General features: G+C 39.2%; 22 protein-coding genes and 1 tRNA gene. 19 read left to right on the top strand and 4 right to left on the bottom strand.

Annotation, left to right across the window (positions count from 1 at the left end):
• The first annotated feature begins 142 nt into the window (after positions 1-142).
• The 6 genes from EXS92_RS05350 to EXS92_RS05375 all read left to right on the top strand — a co-directional run bounded on the left by EXS92_RS05350 (position 143) and on the right by EXS92_RS05375 (position 5,448).
• Positions 143-619, top strand: a complete 477-nt coding sequence (locus EXS92_RS05350) for a phosphatidylglycerophosphatase A family protein (RefSeq protein ID WP_165515790.1) — start codon at positions 143-145, stop codon at positions 617-619.
• 76 nt (positions 620-695) lie between these two features.
• The gene (locus EXS92_RS05355; RefSeq protein WP_165515822.1) at positions 696-1,739 is read left to right on the top strand and encodes a D-alanine--D-alanine ligase; all 1,044 of its coding nucleotides are present in this window, start codon (positions 696-698) and stop codon (positions 1,737-1,739) included.
• Entirely contained in the window at positions 1,739-2,464 is a 726-nt protein-coding gene (gene estV / locus EXS92_RS05360) for a lipase EstV (RefSeq protein WP_165515791.1), read from the top strand. The genes EXS92_RS05355 and estV overlap by 1 nt, the downstream gene beginning before the upstream one ends.
• Entirely contained in the window at positions 2,451-3,932 is a 1,482-nt protein-coding gene (locus tag EXS92_RS05365; RefSeq protein ID WP_165515792.1) for a Mur ligase family protein, read from the top strand. The genes estV and EXS92_RS05365 overlap by 14 nt, the downstream gene beginning before the upstream one ends.
• Positions 3,933-3,941: 9 nt before the next feature.
• Positions 3,942-4,427 (top strand): HIT family protein, encoded by a 486-nt coding sequence (locus EXS92_RS05370; protein WP_096468261.1) that lies wholly within the window; start codon positions 3,942-3,944, stop codon positions 4,425-4,427.
• A gap of 64 nt (positions 4,428-4,491) precedes the next feature.
• The gene (locus EXS92_RS05375) at positions 4,492-5,448 is read left to right on the top strand and encodes a ribose-phosphate pyrophosphokinase (protein ID WP_278248648.1); all 957 of its coding nucleotides are present in this window, start codon (positions 4,492-4,494) and stop codon (positions 5,446-5,448) included.
• 22 nt (positions 5,449-5,470) lie between these two features.
• Here EXS92_RS05375 and EXS92_RS05380 read toward each other — a convergent pair.
• The 4 genes from EXS92_RS05380 to EXS92_RS05395 form a co-directional block, all read right to left on the bottom strand.
• Positions 5,471-5,547 (bottom strand) — tRNA-Ile (locus tag EXS92_RS05380).
• Entirely contained in the window at positions 5,509-6,654 is a 1,146-nt protein-coding gene (locus EXS92_RS05385) for an FtsW/RodA/SpoVE family cell cycle protein (RefSeq protein ID WP_165515823.1), read from the bottom strand. Before EXS92_RS05385 ends, EXS92_RS05380 begins: the two co-directional genes overlap by 39 nt.
• 22 nt (positions 6,655-6,676) lie before the next feature.
• Positions 6,677-7,261 (bottom strand): YcjF family protein, encoded by a 585-nt coding sequence (locus EXS92_RS05390; RefSeq protein ID WP_242673987.1) that lies wholly within the window; start codon positions 7,259-7,261, stop codon positions 6,677-6,679.
• A 173-nt stretch (positions 7,262-7,434) separates the two neighbouring features.
• Entirely contained in the window at positions 7,435-7,863 is a 429-nt protein-coding gene (locus EXS92_RS05395) for a GTPase (protein WP_165515824.1), read from the bottom strand.
• Positions 7,864-8,018: 155 nt separating this feature from the next.
• Here EXS92_RS05395 and EXS92_RS05400 point away from each other — a divergent pair, with 155 nt between their 5' ends.
• The 13 genes from EXS92_RS05400 to EXS92_RS05460 all read left to right on the top strand — a co-directional run bounded on the left by EXS92_RS05400 (position 8,019) and on the right by EXS92_RS05460 (position 18,996).
• Positions 8,019-9,002 (top strand): RluA family pseudouridine synthase, encoded by a 984-nt coding sequence (locus tag EXS92_RS05400; protein WP_165508258.1) that lies wholly within the window; start codon positions 8,019-8,021, stop codon positions 9,000-9,002.
• Complete coding sequence (locus tag EXS92_RS05405; protein ID WP_165515826.1) at positions 8,965-10,212, top strand: fibronectin type III domain-containing protein; 1,248 nt, start codon at positions 8,965-8,967, stop codon at positions 10,210-10,212. The genes EXS92_RS05400 and EXS92_RS05405 overlap by 38 nt, the downstream gene beginning before the upstream one ends.
• Positions 10,213-10,222: 10 nt before the next feature.
• Complete coding sequence (trmB, locus tag EXS92_RS05410) at positions 10,223-11,404, top strand: tRNA (guanosine(46)-N7)-methyltransferase TrmB (protein WP_165515794.1); 1,182 nt, start codon at positions 10,223-10,225, stop codon at positions 11,402-11,404.
• Positions 11,401-12,072 carry an ABC transporter ATP-binding protein gene (locus tag EXS92_RS05415; protein WP_165515795.1) on the top strand — a complete coding sequence of 224 codons (672 nt, stop codon included), beginning with the start codon at positions 11,401-11,403 and terminating at the stop codon, positions 12,070-12,072. The genes trmB and EXS92_RS05415 overlap by 4 nt, the downstream gene beginning before the upstream one ends.
• The gene (locus EXS92_RS05420) at positions 12,059-12,865 is read left to right on the top strand and encodes an FtsX-like permease family protein (RefSeq protein WP_165515796.1); all 807 of its coding nucleotides are present in this window, start codon (positions 12,059-12,061) and stop codon (positions 12,863-12,865) included. The genes EXS92_RS05415 and EXS92_RS05420 overlap by 14 nt, the downstream gene beginning before the upstream one ends.
• On the top strand, positions 12,858-14,060 hold the full coding sequence (locus EXS92_RS05425) for a murein hydrolase activator EnvC family protein (RefSeq protein ID WP_165515797.1): 1,203 nt from the start codon (positions 12,858-12,860) through the stop codon (positions 14,058-14,060). Before EXS92_RS05420 ends, EXS92_RS05425 begins: the two co-directional genes overlap by 8 nt.
• Positions 14,061-14,156: 96 nt before the next feature.
• Positions 14,157-14,516, top strand: a complete 360-nt coding sequence (locus EXS92_RS05430) for a FlaG family protein (RefSeq protein ID WP_000245924.1) — start codon at positions 14,157-14,159, stop codon at positions 14,514-14,516.
• A gap of 16 nt (positions 14,517-14,532) precedes the next feature.
• Positions 14,533-16,590, top strand: coding sequence for a flagellar filament capping protein FliD (gene fliD / locus EXS92_RS05435; protein ID WP_165515798.1), 2,058 nt, complete (start codon positions 14,533-14,535; stop codon positions 16,588-16,590).
• 42 nt (positions 16,591-16,632) lie between these two features.
• Positions 16,633-17,013 (top strand): flagellar export chaperone FliS, encoded by a 381-nt coding sequence (gene fliS, locus EXS92_RS05440; RefSeq protein WP_001199081.1) that lies wholly within the window; start codon positions 16,633-16,635, stop codon positions 17,011-17,013.
• A complete protein-coding gene (locus tag EXS92_RS05445; protein ID WP_165515799.1) occupies positions 17,000-17,239 on the top strand; it encodes a hypothetical protein in 240 nt (79 codons plus the stop codon). Before fliS ends, EXS92_RS05445 begins: the two co-directional genes overlap by 14 nt.
• Positions 17,240-17,291: 52 nt before the next feature.
• Positions 17,292-17,999 carry a tRNA threonylcarbamoyladenosine dehydratase gene (locus EXS92_RS05450; protein ID WP_165515800.1) on the top strand — a complete coding sequence of 236 codons (708 nt, stop codon included), beginning with the start codon at positions 17,292-17,294 and terminating at the stop codon, positions 17,997-17,999.
• Positions 17,965-18,111 (top strand): hypothetical protein, encoded by a 147-nt coding sequence (locus EXS92_RS05455; protein ID WP_000656207.1) that lies wholly within the window; start codon positions 17,965-17,967, stop codon positions 18,109-18,111. The genes EXS92_RS05450 and EXS92_RS05455 overlap by 35 nt, the downstream gene beginning before the upstream one ends.
• A 3-nt stretch (positions 18,112-18,114) precedes the next feature.
• Complete coding sequence (locus EXS92_RS05460) at positions 18,115-18,996, top strand: carbon-nitrogen hydrolase (protein WP_165515801.1); 882 nt, start codon at positions 18,115-18,117, stop codon at positions 18,994-18,996.
• Positions 18,997-19,057: the final 61 nt, after the last annotated feature.

Genomic DNA, 19,057 nt, shown 5'->3' on the forward strand with positions numbered 1-19,057 from the left:
ATTAACCTTTAATTTTTGAGAGAATTTAAAAGGTATCATACTAAAACGCGCTTAAAATTAAGCCTTATTGTTTAAAAAAATCGCTTTTTAATGCAAATAAAATGCTAAAATGCCATGATTTAAAAAGAATTTAAGGCAATGATTGGATAAATTTAGTCTTCGCGCGTGTTTTCTAACCCTTTTTTTTAGCGGGTATTCCAAAAAAGCTCCTGGAACGATAGGGAGTTTGGTGGCGTTGTTATTAGGCTTGCCCGTTTTAGCTTTTTCGGCTAACACTTTGTTTTTAGGGGCGGTTTTTATTGGGCTTATCGCTATTACTCAAATAGACAAGGAAGAAGAAGAGACTAAGAGGCATGACAGCTCTTACATTGTGATAGACGAATTAGTGGGCATGTGGCTTGCGATGGCGATTAGCGGGCTATCGTTAGCGGGTGTGATCTTGAGTTTTATCTTTTTTAGGATCTATGATATTACTAAGCCCTCACTCATTGGCAAAATAGATAAAGAAGTTAAAGGGGGTTTAGGGGTGGTGGCTGATGACGCTTTGGCCGGGGTTTTAGCCGGATTGAGCGTGTTGTTAGTCATCAATATTTTGGGATTTTTTAACATTAAGTTTTAATTTTAAGAAAATTCAAAAGCCTTTTTTTAGGTAAAATAGATAGACTTGATTGCAATCGTTTTTAGGGAGTTTGATCGTGGAGTTTTGCGTTTTATTTGGTGGGGCGAGTTTTGAGCATGAAATCAGTATTGTGAGCGCGATCGCGCTTAAAGGGGTGTTAAAAGATAGGATTAAATATTTTATTTTTTTAGATGAAAACCACTATTTTTATTTGATTGAAGAATTAAACATGCATTCAAAATACTTCGCTCAAATCAAAGAAAAAAAATTACCCCCCCTAATCCTTACGCATAATGGCTTGCTCAAAAACTCGTTTTTAGGTGCTAAGATTATAGAACTGCCTTTAGTGATCAACCTTGTGCATGGGGGCGATGGCGAAGACGGGAAATTAGCGAGTTTGTTAGAATTTTATCGTATCGCTTTTATAGGCCCTAGGATTGAAGCGAGCGTGTTGAGTTATAACAAATATTTAACCAAGCTTTACGCCAAAGACTTAGGGGTAAAGGCTTTAGATCATGTTCTTTTGAATGAAAAAAACCGTGCTAACGCCCTAAATTTGATTAACTTTAATTTTCCTTTCATAATCAAGCCTAGCAATGCCGGGAGCTCTTTAGGGGTGAGCGTTGTGAAAGAAGAAAAAGAATTGATTTACGCTTTAGACGGCGCATTTGAATATTCTAAAGAGGTCTTAATAGAGCCTTTCATTCAGGGAGTGAAAGAATACAATTTAGCCGGCTGTAAGATCAAAAAGGATTTTTATTTTTCCTATATTGAAGAGCCTAACAAACAGGAATTTTTAGATTTCAAACAAAAATATTTGGATTTTTCACGCAATAAAGCCCCTAAAGCGAATCTTTCTAGTGCCCTAGAAGAACAATTGAAAGAAAATTTTAAAAAACTCTATAACGATTTGTTTGATGGCGCGCTCATTCGTTGCGATTTTTTTGTCATAGAAAATGAAGTGTATCTTAATGAAATCAACCCCATCCCTGGCAGTTTGGCCAATTATTTGTTTGATGATTTTAAAACAACGCTAGAAAATTTAGCGCAATCATTACCCAAAACCCCTAAAATCCAAATCAAAAACTCTTATTTGTTGCAAATCCAAAAGAATAAGTAATGGCCAAACGCAGTATCGCTTATTTGGATAGCGTTTTTGACATTTCCTACACTTTTATAGACCACCATAGCCCTTTAAACGCCTTGTTTTTGCATGGCTGGGGGAGCTCTAAAGAAATCATGCAACAAGCGTTTCAAGGCTGTTTTTTAAATTACAACCATTTGTATGTGGATTTGCCCGGCTTCAATCAAAGCCCTAACGATGAAAAAGTCTTAGAAACTAAAGATTATGCTAATATCATCAATTTATTCTTAAAAAGCGTGGATAAAAAAGCGCATGTCGTTTTTGGGCATAGCTTTGGAGGGAAAGTAGCGATCTTGTGTGAAAACGAACGCATTGTTTTATTGAGCAGTGCAGGGATCTTAGAGCCAAAACCCTTAAAAGTGCGTTGTAAAATCCTTTTAGCTAAAATCGTTAAAAAATTAGGCTTGAATTTAGGGTTTTTGAGGAGTAAGGACGCTATGGGGCTTAATCAAGCGATGTATGAAACCTTTAAAAAAGTAGTTAGCGAAGACTTTAGCGATCATTTCAAACGATGCGAGAAAGAAGTTTTATTATTTTGGGGTAAAGATGATAAAGCAACCCCCTTAAGCTCCGCTCAAAAAATGCAAACCTTATTGAAAAGAAGCGCGTTATTCGTTTTAGAAGGGGATCATTTCTTTTTTTTAAACCAAGCAAAAGAGATTGAAAAACTAGTGGAGAAATATCATCATGCAAAGTCTTAGTTGGCTGAATTTAGCGTTTCGTTGGCTCTTTATAACAGGGCTTGGCTATTATATAATGACTTTATTGCAATGGTATCATTACAGCGTGTTTAGGATCTTAACCAAACACCACAAGATGCACTGGCATGGGATTTATTTTTTATTGCCTTTAGGGGTGTTTATCCTGTCGTATGCTTTCAAAATGCCGTTTGTTTTTGATTTCTTTTGCGGCGTTATTCAAATACCCATGCTCATTGTTTGGGCCAAACGCAACGACAAGCCTTTAGTTTTCACGCCAAGGGTGAAGCGCTTTTTTATTTTCTTATTACTCTTTTTAATCTTGCATGAAATCTTAAATACAGAATTAGTCCCTTTGAATGGGATTTCGCTCGCGCTAGGCTATTTGTGTTTGTTCATATTTGTTTTAAGCGCTTCTTTAATCTTTGAAAAAGTCTTATCCAAGCGGTATTTGCAAACCGCTAAAGATAAAATCGCCTCTTTAAAGAATTTAAAAGTCATCGCCATTACCGGAAGCTTTGGGAAAACCAGCACTAAAAATTTCTTGCATCAAATCTTACAAACCCAATTCAACGCGCATGCAAGCCCCAAAAGCGTCAATACCCTTTTAGGCATTGCGAACGATATTAACCAGAATTTAGACGATAGGAGTGAAATCTATATCGCTGAAGCCGGGGCAAGGAATAAGGGCGATATTAAAGAAATCACCCGTCTCATTGAACCGCACCTTGCCGTGGTCGCAGAAGTGGGCGAACAGCATTTAGAATACTTTAAAACTTTAGAAAATATTTGCGAGACTAAAGCGGAATTATTGGATTCCAAACGCTTAGAAAAAGCCTTTTGTTACTCTGTAGAAAAAATCAAGCCCTATGCCACAAAAGACAGCCCTTTAATAGATGTTTCTAGTCTGGTTAAAAACATCCAATCCACTTTAAAAGGCACTTCTTTTGAAATGCTTATAGGTAGCGTTTGGGAAAGCTTTGAAACGAAGGTTTTAGGCAAATTCAACGCTTATAATATCGCTTCAGCCATTTTAATCGCTAAGCATTTAGGCTTAGAAACAGAAAGGATCAAACGGCTTGTTTTAGAACTCAACCCCATTGCCCATCGTTTGCAACTTTTGGAAGTGAATCAAAAAATCATTATAGACGATAGCTTTAATGGGAATTTAAAGGGCATGTTAGAGGGCATTCGTTTAGCGAGTTTGTATGAAGGGCGTAAGGTCATTGTAACACCGGGATTAGTGGAAAGCGATATAGAAAGTAATGAAACTTTAGCGCAAAAAATAGATGAGGTTTTTGATGTCGCTATCATCACAGGGGAGTTGAATTCCAAAACGATTGCTTCCCAATTAAAAACCCCCCAAAAAATCTTACTTAAGGATAAGGCGCAATTGGAAAATATCTTACAAGCCACCACGATTCAAGGCGATTTGATTTTATTCGCTAATGACGCCCCTAATTACATTTAGGAAATAAACATGCAACATTTATACGCTCCTTGGCGCGAAAGTTATTTGAAAGAGAAAGATAAGAGTTGTGTCTTTTGTGAAATTTCTCAAAACCCTACAAAAGATTCAGAAAACAGAGTGCTTTATAGAAATAGCGATCTCTTTGTTGTGATGAACGCCTACCCTTATAACCCAGGGCATTTGTTGATCATTCCCCATGCGCATCAAGCGAGCGTTGAACTTTTAGAGCTGAATACTTGGCTCAACATGAATATATTAGCGCCTAAAGCGTTAAAAGCGTTGTATGCTTATGGCGCTCAAGGGATCAATTTAGGTTTGAATTTGCACAGAAGTGCCGGAGCAGGAATCCCTGAGCATTTGCACATGCATTTAGTGCCTAGGTTTTTAGGCGATAGCAATTTTATAAGCGTTATCGCTCAAACTAGGGTGTGTGGGATTGATTTAAATGAAACCTATCTTACCTTAAAAAACTTATTAGAAAAGGAGCTTGGTTGAAAACAAACGCTTTTAGTTTGGGTGCGCTACAATTGATTTTAATTCATTTTAGGGAGTGTAAGCGATGAAGGCGCGTGGGTTTAAGACAAAGATGCGTGGGTTTAAGATTTTTTCAGGGAGCGCTCACCCTGCATTTGGTAAAGAAGTGTCAAAGCATTTAGGCATTCCCTTATCCAAAGCGGTGATAGGCAAATTCAGCGATGGCGAAATCAATATCCAAATCAGCGAATCGGTGCGCGGTAAGGATATTTTTATTATCCAGCCTACTTGCGTGCCTGTCAATGACAATTTAATGGAATTGTTAGTCATGGTAGATGCCTTAAGGCGCAGTTCGGCCAATTCTATCACAGCGGTGTTGCCGTATTTTGGCTATGCCAGACAGGACAGAAAAGCGGCTCCACGAGTGCCTATCACGGCTAAAATGGTCGCTAATTTGATGGAAGAAGTGGGGATTGAAAGGATCATTACGATGGATTTGCATGCCGGGCAAATCCAAGGCTTTTTTGATGTGCCGGTGGATAATTTATACGGATCTATCGTTTTTAGAGACTATATCCGCTCTAAAGCGCTCAAAAACCCTATAATCGCCAGCCCTGATGTGGGTGGGGTTACAAGAGCTAGGTATTTCGCTAATCAAATGGGGTTGGATTTAATCATCGTGGATAAGCGCCGTGAAAAAGCTAATGAAAGCGAAGTGATGAATATTATCGGCTCAGCCAAGGAGCGCGATGTGATTTTAGTGGATGACATGATTGATACCGCAGGCACGATCTGTAAAGCCGCTTTGGCTTTAAAAGAGCAAGGGGCAACTTCTGTCATGGCGTTAGGCACGCATGCGGTTTTGAGCGGGAATGCGATCAAGCGCATTAAAGAAAGCGCGTTAGATGAAGTGGTGGTAACTAACTCTATCCCTTTAGTTCAAAAATGCGATAAAATCACCACCTTAAGCGTAGCGTCCTTATTTGCGGAAGTGATCAGAAGGATTTATCATAACGAAAGCGTCCAATCGCTTTTCACTTAAAAAAGGAATAAAAAAATGGGAGTGGTGGATTCTGTAGGACTTGAACCTACGACCAATCGGTTATGAGCCGAGCGCTCTGACCAGCTGAGCTAAGAATCCAAAATTCCCAAAGGATGGTTTGCTATTGTATCCAAAAATATAGCGAAAAGCAAGCAAGTTTTCTAGGATTGCAAACAGGATCATAAAAGTGATAAAACTGCTCCCCCCATAGCTGAATAAAGGCAAGGGAATCCCCACAACAGGGGCTAACCCTAAAGTCATGGCGATATTCACGCTGGAATAAACAAAGATTAAAATAGAAATCCCAAGGGCTACAATCTTTAAAAACCAATCGCTGTTGCTCTCAAACAGATAAAAAAATAAATGCAAACTCAAGCCTATATAAATCGCAAAAAGCAATATAGCCCCTAAAAACCCGAAACGCTCCACGAAGTAGGCGAAGATAAAATCGCTCGTTGCGATAGGCAAGAATTTGAATTTGGTTTGGGTGGAGGCTTCTTTGGATTTGCCTAAAAACCCGCCCGATCCTATAGCGATAATGGATTGCATGACATGGTAATTAGGCTTTTCAGAAAGAAAGTCTGCGATGCGCTTTTTTTGGTAATCATGCAAGAAATGATAAGCGATAGGCGAAGCCACTATTAAAGCGATTAAAAGAGGGAGCCACACCCTAGTCCTTAAACCCACGATCAACAAAATCCCAAAACCCATGATTAAAACAATGAGGGCCGTGCCTAAATCAGGCTGTTTTAAAATCAAAGCCGCCGGTAAGCAAATGTAAAAACTAAGCTTTAAAAACATGCCCCAATCATAGCCCTTAAAAGGGGGCGGGTTTATTTTAATCAAATGCGCCAATAACAAAAGGATAGCGATTTTCACGGGTTCGCTGGGCTGTAAGGTGATAGAAGTGAAAGGAATGACTAGCCATCGCTGCGCCCCAAGCTTGCTAGACCCCATAAAGTCCACTAACGCTAATAAAATCACGCACGCCCAATAAAGCGCAAAGAGCCACCGATCGAGCTTCCTAAAAGGGATAAAAAACACTACCCAAAAGAGAAGAAACCCTATCGCATAATAAACCCCTTGCTTCAAGCTCAAAACCGCACTGCTCTCAAAAATCAACAAAAAAGAAACCGCAAGCAAGGGGATGATAAACACGAAAGGCAAAAGATCAAAATGCATCCAAATCCTTTTGTCTAATGCCATGCGTTTTTCATAACCCCTAATCTTATTGCGTTAATTTTTTGATTGTATCCAAGTTGAGATAATTCTCCTTAAAGAGAGAGGTTATCATGTCAACTTCACCAGGCAAATTCACTTCGCCTGTTTCATCATTAAAGCACTTTTCTAGCACTTTCAAATACGCAAACCCAATGCCTTCTGTGATAACGGTAGCGGTTGCGCCCCCTGCAACACTCCCCACAACAGGAATGAATTTAAGGAAACCATTAACGAGCGTCCTCCCCACTTGCGCGACAGCGGTTACGCCTAACAACCCTGCGACCAAACTCGCGCCCACAGATTTATCCAAATCCATTCCAAAAGCGTCATTCATTTTATAAATCATCCCCGCTTGAATGGGTGCGATAGCGAGCGCATCGCTAAAGGGTATGGGGATAAGCCCAGCCGCTCCTGCTGCTCCTGATGCAACATGGATAATGGTTTTACATTCCTCTATCATGGCCTGTTTTCTTTCTTGAATCTTAACTTTTTGAATACTCAAAAAATGCCTTCTCTTATTTTTTTCAGCGTCTGAAAGGTATTTTTTCGTTTCATCTACCAATTCTTCTAAACCTTCAACAGGGACTTCCAACCCCCTAAATGAAAAGGCAACGGAATTGACCCTCACATAAGCTCTGACAAAACCTTTAAACCCCCATTCTTCGTCTATGATCCCTTTAGATTCTTGGACAAACGCCTCGCCGGCTTCGGCTTGAGTGTTTGTGAAAACGACAATCGTTGGGATATTCCAATTTTTAGCGAAGCTTAATAACTCTCTCTCTCTTGAACCCTACCAGAAGTCTCTTTAACGCACAAATACGCCACATCAATGGCTTCTTTTTCGCTAAGCGTTTTAAAAGAATCTTCCATTTCTTTTTTAATGCTTTGCATGGTGTTGTGGTAATCTGTAGCTTCAATGCCTTTAGTGTCCCACAAAATCAAGTCCTTCTGTTCATCAATGTATTTTTCAAGATGCTGAGTGATAGGCTTTCCTACGCCTGCTTTAGCGATTTCTTTACCAAATAGAGCGTTAATGAGCGAGCTTTTACCCACCCCAGTAGCCCCCATGAGCAAAACATTCATCTTGGGTTTTTCTTTTTTGATGTGTTCAAGCATCTTGCTCATGTTCAATCCTCCCTCTTTCCCATCAAGCGTGAATGAGTCGCCTAAAAAGCCACGCAAAACGCCGTTCAGTTTATCATGCCCGTCATGCTATTAGAACCCCTTTTAAAATGATTTGAGCCACAAAATGTTGGCACACCGATTATAACGTATTAAAATAATGAAATAGGATTTTTTTAAGGTTTTGAGTAGAATAATGGTTTTTAAAAATGCAAAAAAGAGTTTGAATGCAAAAAGTTTTCACCGCCCCTACCCATTACAAACGCATTGATGAATTTCTAGCCAAAGAATTGCGAATTTCTAAAAACCAAGTGTTGAATTTGATTAAAGAGGGGCTGGTGTTTTGTCAAAAAAAGGAGGTCAAAAAAGGGGGGTTAGCCTTAAAAGAGGGCGATGAAATCACGCTTTTAACGCCCAAAATCGCGCCCAAACCCTTAAAAAAAGAGCTTGATTTAGAAATAGAAGTCATTTTTGAAGATGAAGATTTGTTAGTGTTGAATAAGCCTCCCAATCTAGTCGTCCATAAAGCCCCAAGCGTGAAAGAGCCTACTTTAGTGGATTGGTTAAAATCTCAAAATTACGAGCTTTCCAATCTAGGCTCAAAAGAGCGCTATGGGATTGTGCATCGTTTGGATAAGGATACGAGCGGAGGGATTGTCATCGCTAAAAACAATTTTACCCATGTTCGTTTGAGCGAGCAACTCAAAACCAAAACAATGGGACGCTACTATATCGCCTTGCTTTCAACGCCCTTAAAAGAAGAAAAAATGAGCGTGGAATGCTATTTGACAAGAAACCCTAATAACCGCTTAAAAATGATAGCGCTCAAAGCGGCTAAAAAAGAAAAAAGCCGCTATTCTAAAAGCGAATTTACTAGCTTGCTGACTTCTCAAAATGGCATGGATTTGATAGGGGCTAAACTATTCACCGGGCGCACGCACCAGATCAGAGCGCATTTAGAATATTTGAACAGACACATCATCGGCGATAACCTTTACGGGCTTAATGGGGCGCTTTCTAAAGAAGAAATAAGAATCATGCTGCATGCCTATTTGATAGAGTTCAAACACCCTAGAAGCGAGCAAAAACTGCGCTTTAAAGTTCCCCTATTAAAGGATATGTTAGAATATCTTAAAAAAGTTTTTGACAAGGAGAATTTAGATGAGGTCTTGGATGAAGAAAAAATACTTCACGCTTTTATTGCAAAGTAGTGTGGTATTAGCGGTTTTTATAGGATGTTCTTCTACCAGGAATCATACTTTTTCAGCCCTTAACAATCAAGAAAATATAGACACTAAGCTCCCAGTGGTCCATTCTGTTAAAACCATTAATGATGTGAGTTCAGTGGGTTTTGAATGGCCTAAAATCGCTGATACTTATGATATTGATGGGTTTATTTTGTATCGTTTGAAAAAAGACTCCAAACTTAAAAAAATCGCCACGATTAAAAACCCTTATGCGACCCATTATTATGATGAGGGGCTAGAAACAGAGAGTTCCTACACTTACCAGCTCGCTACTTACAAGGGCGATAAAATCTCTAAACTTTCAGAACCCATTTTAGTGAAAACCTCTTTTATTAATCCCGTAGAAAGCGTGTTTGCAAGCCTTGAATACCCTAAAAGCGTGAAAGTCTTTTGGAGCCCGCACCCAAATCCCAGCGTTTCTAAATACATCATCCAAAGGCAGAATAAAGACGGCAAATTTGTTAGCGTAGGGGCTGTTAGGAACCGCTTGTTTGTGGAGTTTTTTGATAAAGATTTAGAAGATGGAAAAAAATACCGCTACCAAGTCATCGCCGAAAATTTCATGGGGGATAAATCCAGGCCTAGCATCATAGTAGAAGGGAAAACCAAAGATTTACCCAAAGAAATCGCTAATGTTAGAGTGAGCCAAAACCTCACCCGACACATTGAATTGAGTTGGGATAAATCCCCTGAAGAAGATGTGATAGCTTATCGCATTTACGCTTCCAATAATCGCAACGATAAATACAAATTCATCGCTCAAACCACCAACACTTCCTATGTGGATAAAATAGAAAAAGACAACCTCACTCGTTATTACAAAGTCGTCGCCCTTGATAAAACGCATCTTGAAGGGGCATTACCCAAAGATCCTGCAATGGGTGAAACTGCTGATAGGCCCGAAGCCCCTATCATCACTAAAGGGACTATTCAAGACTCTTCAGCCCTCATTCAATGGGAAAATAACCCAAGCGCTAAAATAGCCACTTATGCGGTGTATCGTTTTGAAGCCAATTCTAAAACCCCTTTGCGTTTTGGGAATATCACCAAAAACCAGTTCGTGGATAAGGACATGAAAGTGGGCGTGGCTTACCGCTATCAAGTGGTGAGCGTGGATAAGGATGGATTAGAGTCGCACCCCAGCAAAGAAGTGCGTTTGTTTTTAGAGCGCTAAAAGGGTTTTAATGCCCCATTTTTTAGCCAAGCTAGACTCCAAGCCTTTAGAATACCCCTTAATTGAAGGGGATTTTTGTTTTCATAAGGAATTTTTAAGCTTAAAAAACCCCACTAAAAGCTGTGTGTATGCGAGTTTTAAGGATCACATTTTTTTATTGCAAAAAATCCGGCGAGCGAGTGATTTTTTAATCAAAAGCGAAAAAGCAACGCCCTTAAAACGAGAAATTTTAAAACAAGCTTTAAGGATTTATTCGCAATCTTTTGAGGTCATTTCGCATAATTTGCAAGAAAATTCTAAACATGCGAGCGGAAAAAAAGCCCTTGATTTAGGAACTTTTGAAGACTTTATTCAAAAAAATCAAGCCCCTATTTTAGCCGAAATTGGTTTTGGGAGCGGGAGGCATTTGATAGAATTAGCCAAAAACAACCCCACTAAAACATGCTTAGGGATAGAGATTTACACCCCATCCATCGCGCAAGCGTTAAAGCAAATTGAATTGCTGGATTTAAAAAATCTGCACATCTTGCAAGGCGATGGCCGTTTGGTTTTAGAAAGCATGCCAAATCACAGGTGCGAGAAAATTTTTGTGCATTTCCCTGTGCCATGGAATGATAAAAAACACCGCCGGGTGCTAAGCGAAAAATTTTTAAACGAAGCTTTAAGGGTTTTAAAGTCTAGAGGGTTTTTGGAATTACGAACCGATGATAGCCTTTATTTTGAAGACAGCCTAAAATTAGCCCTAAAAAATTTTCAATGCGAGATAGAAATCAAAAAAAACGCTCAAATCCCGGTGGTTAGCAAGTATGAAGCGCGTTGGAATAAACTCAAAAAAGATATTTATGATTTAAGAATTTATTCTTTAGAATTAAATGAAACCCCTTTTGATGACCATGCATTTGATTTTTCTTTTGATACAATAACAATTGATAAAGAAAGCGTTGGAGCGATTTTAAAAACCCCAAAAATCATCCAAGAGGGGTATTTTGTGCATGTTTGTAATATTTATGAAAATAAAGGGGATTTTTTAGTGGAATTGAGCATGGGGGATTTTGATTGGCCTGTGCGTTTGTTTGTTTTATTGGCAGAAAATCAGATTTTTTACCTCAATAAAAGCCCCTTAAAAACCTTAAACAACCACAAAGCGCATCTTTTGCTTCAAAATATCCTAAGCCAAAAGGGAATTGGATGAGTGTGATCATCGCAGCGAACAATCTATGCTTACAATACCAGCAAAACGAACCGGTCATTAAGCATGCTAATTTACGCATCAAACGCAAGGATTTTGTGTTCATTTCAGGGCCTAGCGGGAGCGGTAAAAGCACGCTTTTGCGTTCGTTTTATGGGGATTTAAAACTTTTTAGCGGCAAGTTAGAAGTTTGCAATATCAACATGAACAACGCTTCAAAAGCAACGATTTTAGATTTGCGTAAAAATATTGGCGTGGTTTTCCAAGATTATAAATTGATCCAAGATTACACGATTGAACAAAACATCAAACTACCGATGATCATTTGCGGAATCAAAAAAGAAGAATGCCACTTGCAGCTAGAAAAACTTTTAGGGCATATTGATTTACGCCATAAGGCCAACCGCTACCCTAAAGAGCTCAGTGGGGGCGAACAACAGCGAGTGGCTATGGCTAGGGCTATGGCGAACTGCCCTGAACTCATTTTAGCCGATGAACCTACTGGGAATTTAGACGATTATTCTAGCGATAAAATCTGGAGCCTGTTAAGGGGCATGAACACGCAATTAAACGCTACGATCGTGGTGGTTACGCACAAATTCCCTAAAAATTTTAGCGCTTATCACCGAAAATTTTACATAGAAGAGGGGGAAGTTTATGAATACTCTTAAAAAGCATTTAGCCTTTATCATTCCCCTAGTAGCGTTATTGTTTAGCTTGGAGTGTGTGTTGTTTATCAATCAAGCGATCGAACAGAAAGAAAAAAAATTGATTGAAGATTATTCAGTCGTGTTGGCCAGCACGCAAAAATTAGGCTTGGAATTGTTGCGTCAAAATTTTAACGAGATTGTAGCGTTAAAAGAAATTGATCCTAATTATTCTTTAGAGCCTCTTCAAAAAACTTTAGGCACAGACGGGCTTAAGGAATTAAAAAAAAATTTACCCTTTTTTTATTCTTTACAACTTTCCACATTCCCCACTCAAGAGCGTTTAGAAAACATTAAAGAAAAATTACTCAAAATCCCTGGCGTTCAAAAAGTTGAAGTCTTTGCCAAAACTTACATGCAAGTGTATGATCTCTTGAGTTTTATTAAAGCAGCGGTCTATATCTTTGCGTTAGTGGTTTTTGTTTTATCGGTTTTATTGATGTTCAAGCAAGTCCGCATCTGGATCTATCAATACCATGAGAGGTTAGAGATCATGGATTTATTAGGGGCTTCGGTGTCTTTTAAAAACGGGTTTTTGTATAAAATAGCTTTAATAGATTCTCTAATCGCTAGTTTTTTAGCCCCCATGTTCATGCTTTATATCACTTCGCAAAAAGGTTTTGAAAAAACGATGGATACTTTGGGTATTATAGGAGGCGCGTTTGTTTTAAACCATTTTTTATGGGGACTGCTTTTTAGCCTTGTGGTCTCATTTGTTTCTATTTTACTTGTAGCTTGGAGGACTAGACATGTATAAATTAGGAATATTTTTATTAGCTACCTTACTATCAGCTAACACGCAAAAAGTGAGCGATATTGCTAAAGACATCCAACACAAAGAAACCCTTTTAAAAAAAACCCATGAAGAAAAAAACCAACTGAACAGCCGTTTGAGTTCTTTAGGCGAAGCGATCCGCTCTAAAGAGCTTCAAAAAGCGGAAATTGAGCACCAAATGGTCGCCTTAAAAAAGAGTCTTGAAAAAAATCGTAACGAAAGTTTGGCTCAAGAAAAAGTCCTAACCAACTACCGCAAGTCTTTAGATCATTTGCAAAAACAGCGATCATTTTTACAAAAGAGGGTGTTTGATACGCTTTTAGAGGATTTTCTTTTTTCACAAGCCCTAAAGGGGCAGAATTTAGCCTCTTCTAATGATGTGATTTTACAAGTGGCGTTTGAAAACTTGCACCAAAGCACTCTGTCTAAAATGTCGCAATTAAGCCAAGAAGAAAGAGAACTCAATGTGCAAGCTTTAAAAGTCAAAAACAGCATTCAAAAAATCTCCTCTGTCATAGATGAGCAAAAAACTCGTGAATCAACCTTAAAATCCTTGCAAACCGAACAAAATAAGCTCATTTTGAGCATGCAAAAAGATTACGCGATCTATAACCAACGGCTAACCCTTTTAGAGAAAGAGCGCCAGAATTTAAACGCTCTTTTAAAACGCTTGAATATCATCAAACAAAATAGAGAAAATGAAGAGAGGGTCAGTTTGAAAAAATCTTCTCAAGCCTTAGAAGTCAAACAAGTGGCTAGCTCTTATCAAAATATCAACACCACGAGCTATAACGGGCCAAAAACGATCGCTCCCTTGAACGATTATGAAGTGGTGCAAAAATTTGGCCCCTATATTGACCCGGTTTATAATTTAAAAATTTTTAGCGAGTCTATCACGCTAGTGTCAAAAACCCCAAACGCTTTGGTGCGTAATGTTTTAGACGGGAAAATCGTGTTCGCTAAAGAAATCAACATGCTTAAAAAAGTCGTTATCATTGAGCATAAAAACGGCATCCGCACGATTTATTCTCAATTGGATAAAATCGCCCCCACCATTAAAAGCGGCATGCGCATCCAAAAAGGCTATGTTTTAGGGCGCATTGAGCAACGCTTGGGCTTTGAAGTAACCATGAAAGAAAAACACATCAACCCCTTAGAACTCATCGCGCGCAATTAAGATTTAACAAATCGTCTTTTTGCCGATATTAGCTAAAGAATTTGACAAACAAAGAAATAGTTACATTTATAGGTATGGAAAAATTTGGAGGTTTTTATGGTCAATGAAGTTCAAGGGATTGGGATTCCCGCATCTCATGCAAGCGTTCAAACAACCCCTACAAAAGAGATCAGTCGCACAAATGCTACAAACGCCATAGATGAATCTAAGACAACGATAGACCCTGATCAATACAAACCCAAGCTAGAATTATTGAGCGAGCGTCTGAATGAAGAAATGAAACGCATTGGCACGGATATTAATTTCAGTTATAACGATACGATCAAAGGGTTAGTGGTTTCAGTCAAAGACGCTAATGGGGATAAGGTGATAAGAGAAATACCCTCTAAAGAAGCCGTGGAGCTTATGCAAAGAATGCGCGATGTGATAGGCATTATCTTTGATAAAAGAGGCTAAACATTAGAGGTAAAACATGGCAATAGGTTCATTAAGCTCATTGGGGCTTGGCAGTAAGGTTTTGAATTACGATGTGATTGACAAGCTTAAGGACGCTGATGAAAAAGCTTTAATCGCCCCCCTAGACAAGAAAATGGAGCAAAATGTTGAAAAACAAAAAGCCCTTGTGGAAATTAAAACACTCCTTTCATCTCTAAAAGGCCCGGTTAAAACGCTTTCAGATTATTCCACTTATATCAGCCGAAAAAGCAATGTTACAGGCGATGCGTTGAGCGCGAGCGTGGGGGCTGGCGTGCCTATTCAAGACATTAAAGTGGATGTGCAAAATTTAGCGCAAGGCGATATTAACGAATTAGGGGCGAAATTTTCTTCAAGAGATGATATTTTTAGCCAAGTGGATACCACGCTCAAATTTTACACGCAAAACAAGGATTACGCCGTTGATATTAAAGCAGGAATGACTTTAGGCGATGTGGCTCAAAGCATCACGGACGCTACCAATGGCGAAGTGATGGGCATTGTGATGAAAACAGGAGGGAATGACCCCTACCAATTAATGGTGAACACTAAAAACACCGGCGAAGACAACCGAGTCTATTTTGGCTCACACCTCCAATCCACGCTCACTAACAAAAACGCCCTTTCTTTAGGGCTTGATGGAGACGGGAAAAGCGAATTGAGTTTGAATTTAAAGGGGGCTGATGGGAACATGCATGAAGTCCCTATCATGCTAGAGCTCCCTGAAAGCGCTTCTATCAAACAAAAAAACACAGCGATCCAAAAAGCGATGGAGCAGGCTTTAGAAAACGACCCTAATTTTAAAGACTTGATCGCTAATGGGGATATTTCCATAGACACTCTTCATGGGGGGGAATCTTTAATCATTAATGATAGGCGTGGAGGAAACATTGAAGTTAAAGGGAGTAAGGCTAAAGAGCTTGGGTTTTTGCAAACCACCACCCAAGAAAGCGATTTGTTAAAAAGCTCTCGTACCATAAAAGAGGGTAAATTAGAAGGGGTGGTTAGTTTGAATGGCCAAAAACTGGATTTAAAAGCCTTAACCAAAGAGAGCAACACTAGCGAGCAAAACACAGACGCTATCATTCAAGCGATCAATTCCAAAGAAGGCTTGAATGTGTTTAAAAACGCCGAAGGCAAGCTTGTGATCAATTCTAAAACCGGAATGCTCACCATTAAGGGCGAGGACGCTTTAGGCAAGAATAGTTTGAAGGATTTGGGTTTGAGCGCTGGCATGGTGCAATCTTATGAAGCTTCACAAAACACGCTTTTTATGTCTAAGAATTTGCAAAAAGCGAGCGATTCACAATTCACTTATAACGGGGTAAGCATCACGCGCCCCACTAATGAGGTCAATGATGTGATCAGCGGGGTTAATATCACTTTAGAGCAAACCACAGAGCCTAATAAGCCTGCCATTATCAGCGTGAGCAGAGACAATCAAGCCATTATAGACAGCCTTAAGGAATTTGTCAAAGCCTATAATGAGCTTATCCCTAAATTAGATGAAGACACGCGCTATGACGCTGACACTAAAATCGCTGGGATTTTTAACGGCGTGGGCGATATTCGCGCCATTAGATCCTCTCTTAATAACGTGTTTTCTTATAGCGTGCATACGGATAATGGGGTGGAAAGCTTGATGAAATACGGGCTTAGTTTAGACGATAAAGGCGTGATGAGTTTGGATGAGGCTAAATTGAGTAGTGCATTAAATTCTAATCCTAAAGCGACTCAAGATTTTTTCTATGGGAGCGATAGCAAGGATATGGGGGGCAGAGAAATCCACCAAGAGGGCATTTTTTCTAAATTCAATCAAGTTATCGCTAATCTCATAGACGGAGGGAGCGCTAAATTAAAGATTTATGAAGATTCCCTAGACAGAGACGCTAAAAGCCTGACTAAAGACAAAGAAAACGCTCAAGAGCTTTTAAAAACCCGCTACAACATCATGGCGGAGCGCTTTGCCGCTTATGATAGCCAAATTTCTAAAGCCAATCAAAAATTCAATTCCGTGCAAATGATGATCGATCAAGCAGCGGCTAAAAAGAATTAAAAAAAACAGAGAGTCATCAATCTTAAAGGATAAAGGAACATTATGCAATACGCTAACGCTTATCAAGCCTACCAGCATAACCGAGTGAGTGTGGAGTCCCCGGCAAAACTCATTGAAATGCTTTATGAAGGGATTTTAAGATTTTCTTCGCAAGCCAAACGCTGTATTGAAAATGAAGACATTGAAAAGAAAATCTATTATATTAACAGGGTTACGGATATTTTCACGGAGTTGTTGAATATTTTAGATTATGAAAAAGGGGGGGAAGTGGCGGTGTATCTTACAGGCTTATACACCCATCAAATCAAAGTTTTAACGCAGGCCAATGTGGAAAATGATGCGAGTAAGATTGATTTGGTGTTGAATGTGGCTAGGGGGTTACTAGAAGCATGGAGGGAAATCCATTCAGATGAACTCGCCTAATGCGTTATTAGATTCCTTTAAAATCGCTCTTGTTAAAAAAGATTCTAAGCAAGCCTTTTCATTGATAGAGTGCCTTTCTTTAGAGCAAATAAAAAGCTTGGATTTAGACACGCTTTTAAGCCTTAAGGAAATGATAGCCCAAAGCATTGAACTATTAGAAAAAGAAAAAGAAGAACTGCAATTACAAATGCATAAGGCTAAGAAGATTCAAAAATTTTTGTCTTAGATTTTTTAAACTACGATACAATAAAAGCACTATTTTTATTGAAGGCTAAAGATTGTCCGAACCCATAGATAGATTCACGCGCATAAGGTGGTTGTTTAAAAACGATTTTGAAAAAATCCGCCAACAAAGGGTTTTGATCTGTGGTGTGGGGGGTGTTGGGGGCTTTGCGCTAGACGCTTTGTATCGTGTGGGGATAGGGCAAATCACTATCATTGATAAAGATGTGTTTGATGTTACCAATCAAAACCGCCAGATTGGATCAGAAAGGATAGGAGAATCTAAAGTGTTGGTGTTGCAGGATCTCTATAAGGGCATTCAAGCTTTGAATTATCGCATAGATGAAGCGTTTTTAAATTCATTTAATTTTAGAGATTATGATTACATTTTAGATTGCATGGACGATTTGCCTATTAAAACAAGCTTGGCGATAAAGTGTCAAAATTTCGCTTACGGGAAGTTTATCAGCTCTATGGGGAGCGCGAAACGCTTGAACCCTAAACACATCCAAGTAAGGAGCGTGTGGGAAAGCTATGGCGATAAATTCGGGCGTAAATTTAGGGATTTTTTAAAAAAACGCCGTTTTAAAGGGGATTTTAAAGTGGTTTTTAGCCCTGAAGTCCCGCATTGCATAGAGCTTGGGAGTTTTAATGCGGTTACGGCGAGTTTTGGTTTGCAAATAGCGAGTGAAGTCGTGCAAGATATTATCAAAAATGAAGGGCAGTGGAATGAAAGATTACGAAGACGAATTGGAAGATTTTGAAGAAGAAGAATTAGAGGGCTTTGAAGAAGAAGATGAAGAGTATAATGATTATAAGAATGTCTATGATGATGACGATTATGAAGATTATAACTCTGATTATGAAGAAGAGTGAAAAATGATTTGCGCAAGCATCCTCCAGCATGCTTATTGCGGCTCTAGAAAAAAGACTATAGAGCATACAGCCAACTTGCTTGAACAAGCGCTAAAAAAACACCCTAAAACCAATTTAGTGGTGTTGCAAGAATTGAACCCTTATAGTTATTTTTGCCAGAGCGAGAACCCTAAATTTTTTGATTTGGGCGAGTATTTTGAAGAAGATAAGGCTTTTTTTAGCGCTTTAGCTCAAAAATTTCAAGTGGTGCTTATCGCTTCTTTGTTTGAAAAACGTGCTAAAGGGTTGTATCACAACAGCGCGGTTGTGTTTGAAAAAAATGGCTCAATCGCTGGAGTGTATCGCAAAATGCACATCCCTGATGATCCGGGGTTTTATGAAAAATTTTATTTCACGCCGGGGGATTTGGGCTTTGAGCCTATTATTACAAGCGTGGGGAAATTAGGGCTTATGGTGTGTTGGGATCAGTGGTATCCTGAGGCGGCTAGAATTATGGCTTTAAAAGGGGCAGAAATTTTAATCTACCCTAGTGCGATAGGGTTTTTAGAAGAAGATTCTAATGAAGAAAAAAAGCGTCAGCAAAACGCATGGGAGACGATCCAAAGAGGGCATGCGATCGCTAATGGCTTGCCTTTGATTGCGACTAACAGAGTGGGCGTGGAGTTAGATTCTAGTGGGGCGATTAAGGGGGGCATTACTTTTTTTGGCTCTAGTTTTGTGGTGGGGGCTTTAGGCGAGTTCTTGGCTAAAGCGAGCGATAAAGAAGAAATTTTGTATGCGGAAATTGATTTAGAACGCACCGAAGAAGTGCGCCGAATGTGGCCATTTTTAAGAGACAGGCGTATTGATTTTTATAACGATTTGCTGAAACGCTATAGGGATTAGAGATTATTTTAGAAAGGATTGACATGGTAGATGCGGTTTTTTGCGCTAAACAAGCGCAAAA

It is taken from the genome of Helicobacter pylori, from assembly GCF_011175115.1.
GTDB lineage: Bacteria > Campylobacterota > Campylobacteria > Campylobacterales > Helicobacteraceae > Helicobacter > Helicobacter pylori_DF.

Excerpts from the sequence above, each read along its gene's own strand:
- EXS92_RS05370 (WP_096468261.1), top strand. The coding sequence starts at position 3,942 with ATGCAACATTTATACGCTCCTTGGCGCGAAAGTTATTTGAAAGAGAAA.
- EXS92_RS05460 (WP_165515801.1), top strand. The coding sequence starts at position 18,115 with ATGATTTGCGCAAGCATCCTCCAGCATGCTTATTGCGGCTCTAGAAAA.
- fliD (WP_165515798.1), top strand. The coding sequence starts at position 14,533 with ATGGCAATAGGTTCATTAAGCTCATTGGGGCTTGGCAGTAAGGTTTTG.
- estV (WP_165515791.1), top strand. The coding sequence starts at position 1,739 with ATGGCCAAACGCAGTATCGCTTATTTGGATAGCGTTTTTGACATTTCC.
- EXS92_RS05445 (WP_165515799.1), top strand. The coding sequence starts at position 17,000 with ATGAACTCGCCTAATGCGTTATTAGATTCCTTTAAAATCGCTCTTGTT.
- EXS92_RS05415 (WP_165515795.1), top strand. The coding sequence starts at position 11,401 with ATGAGTGTGATCATCGCAGCGAACAATCTATGCTTACAATACCAGCAA.
- EXS92_RS05455 (WP_000656207.1), top strand. The coding sequence starts at position 17,965 with ATGAAAGATTACGAAGACGAATTGGAAGATTTTGAAGAAGAAGAATTA.
- EXS92_RS05375 (WP_278248648.1), top strand. The coding sequence starts at position 4,492 with ATGAAGGCGCGTGGGTTTAAGACAAAGATGCGTGGGTTTAAGATTTTT.
- EXS92_RS05425 (WP_165515797.1), top strand. The coding sequence starts at position 12,858 with ATGTATAAATTAGGAATATTTTTATTAGCTACCTTACTATCAGCTAAC.
- EXS92_RS05365 (WP_165515792.1), top strand. The coding sequence starts at position 2,451 with ATGCAAAGTCTTAGTTGGCTGAATTTAGCGTTTCGTTGGCTCTTTATA.
- EXS92_RS05405 (WP_165515826.1), top strand. The coding sequence starts at position 8,965 with ATGAAGAAAAAATACTTCACGCTTTTATTGCAAAGTAGTGTGGTATTA.
- EXS92_RS05400 (WP_165508258.1), top strand. The coding sequence starts at position 8,019 with ATGCAAAAAGTTTTCACCGCCCCTACCCATTACAAACGCATTGATGAA.
- EXS92_RS05430 (WP_000245924.1), top strand. The coding sequence starts at position 14,157 with ATGGTCAATGAAGTTCAAGGGATTGGGATTCCCGCATCTCATGCAAGC.
- fliS (WP_001199081.1), top strand. The coding sequence starts at position 16,633 with ATGCAATACGCTAACGCTTATCAAGCCTACCAGCATAACCGAGTGAGT.
- EXS92_RS05385 (WP_165515823.1), bottom strand. The coding sequence starts at position 6,654 with ATGGCATTAGACAAAAGGATTTGGATGCATTTTGATCTTTTGCCTTTC.
- trmB (WP_165515794.1), top strand. The coding sequence starts at position 10,223 with ATGCCCCATTTTTTAGCCAAGCTAGACTCCAAGCCTTTAGAATACCCC.
- EXS92_RS05420 (WP_165515796.1), top strand. The coding sequence starts at position 12,059 with ATGAATACTCTTAAAAAGCATTTAGCCTTTATCATTCCCCTAGTAGCG.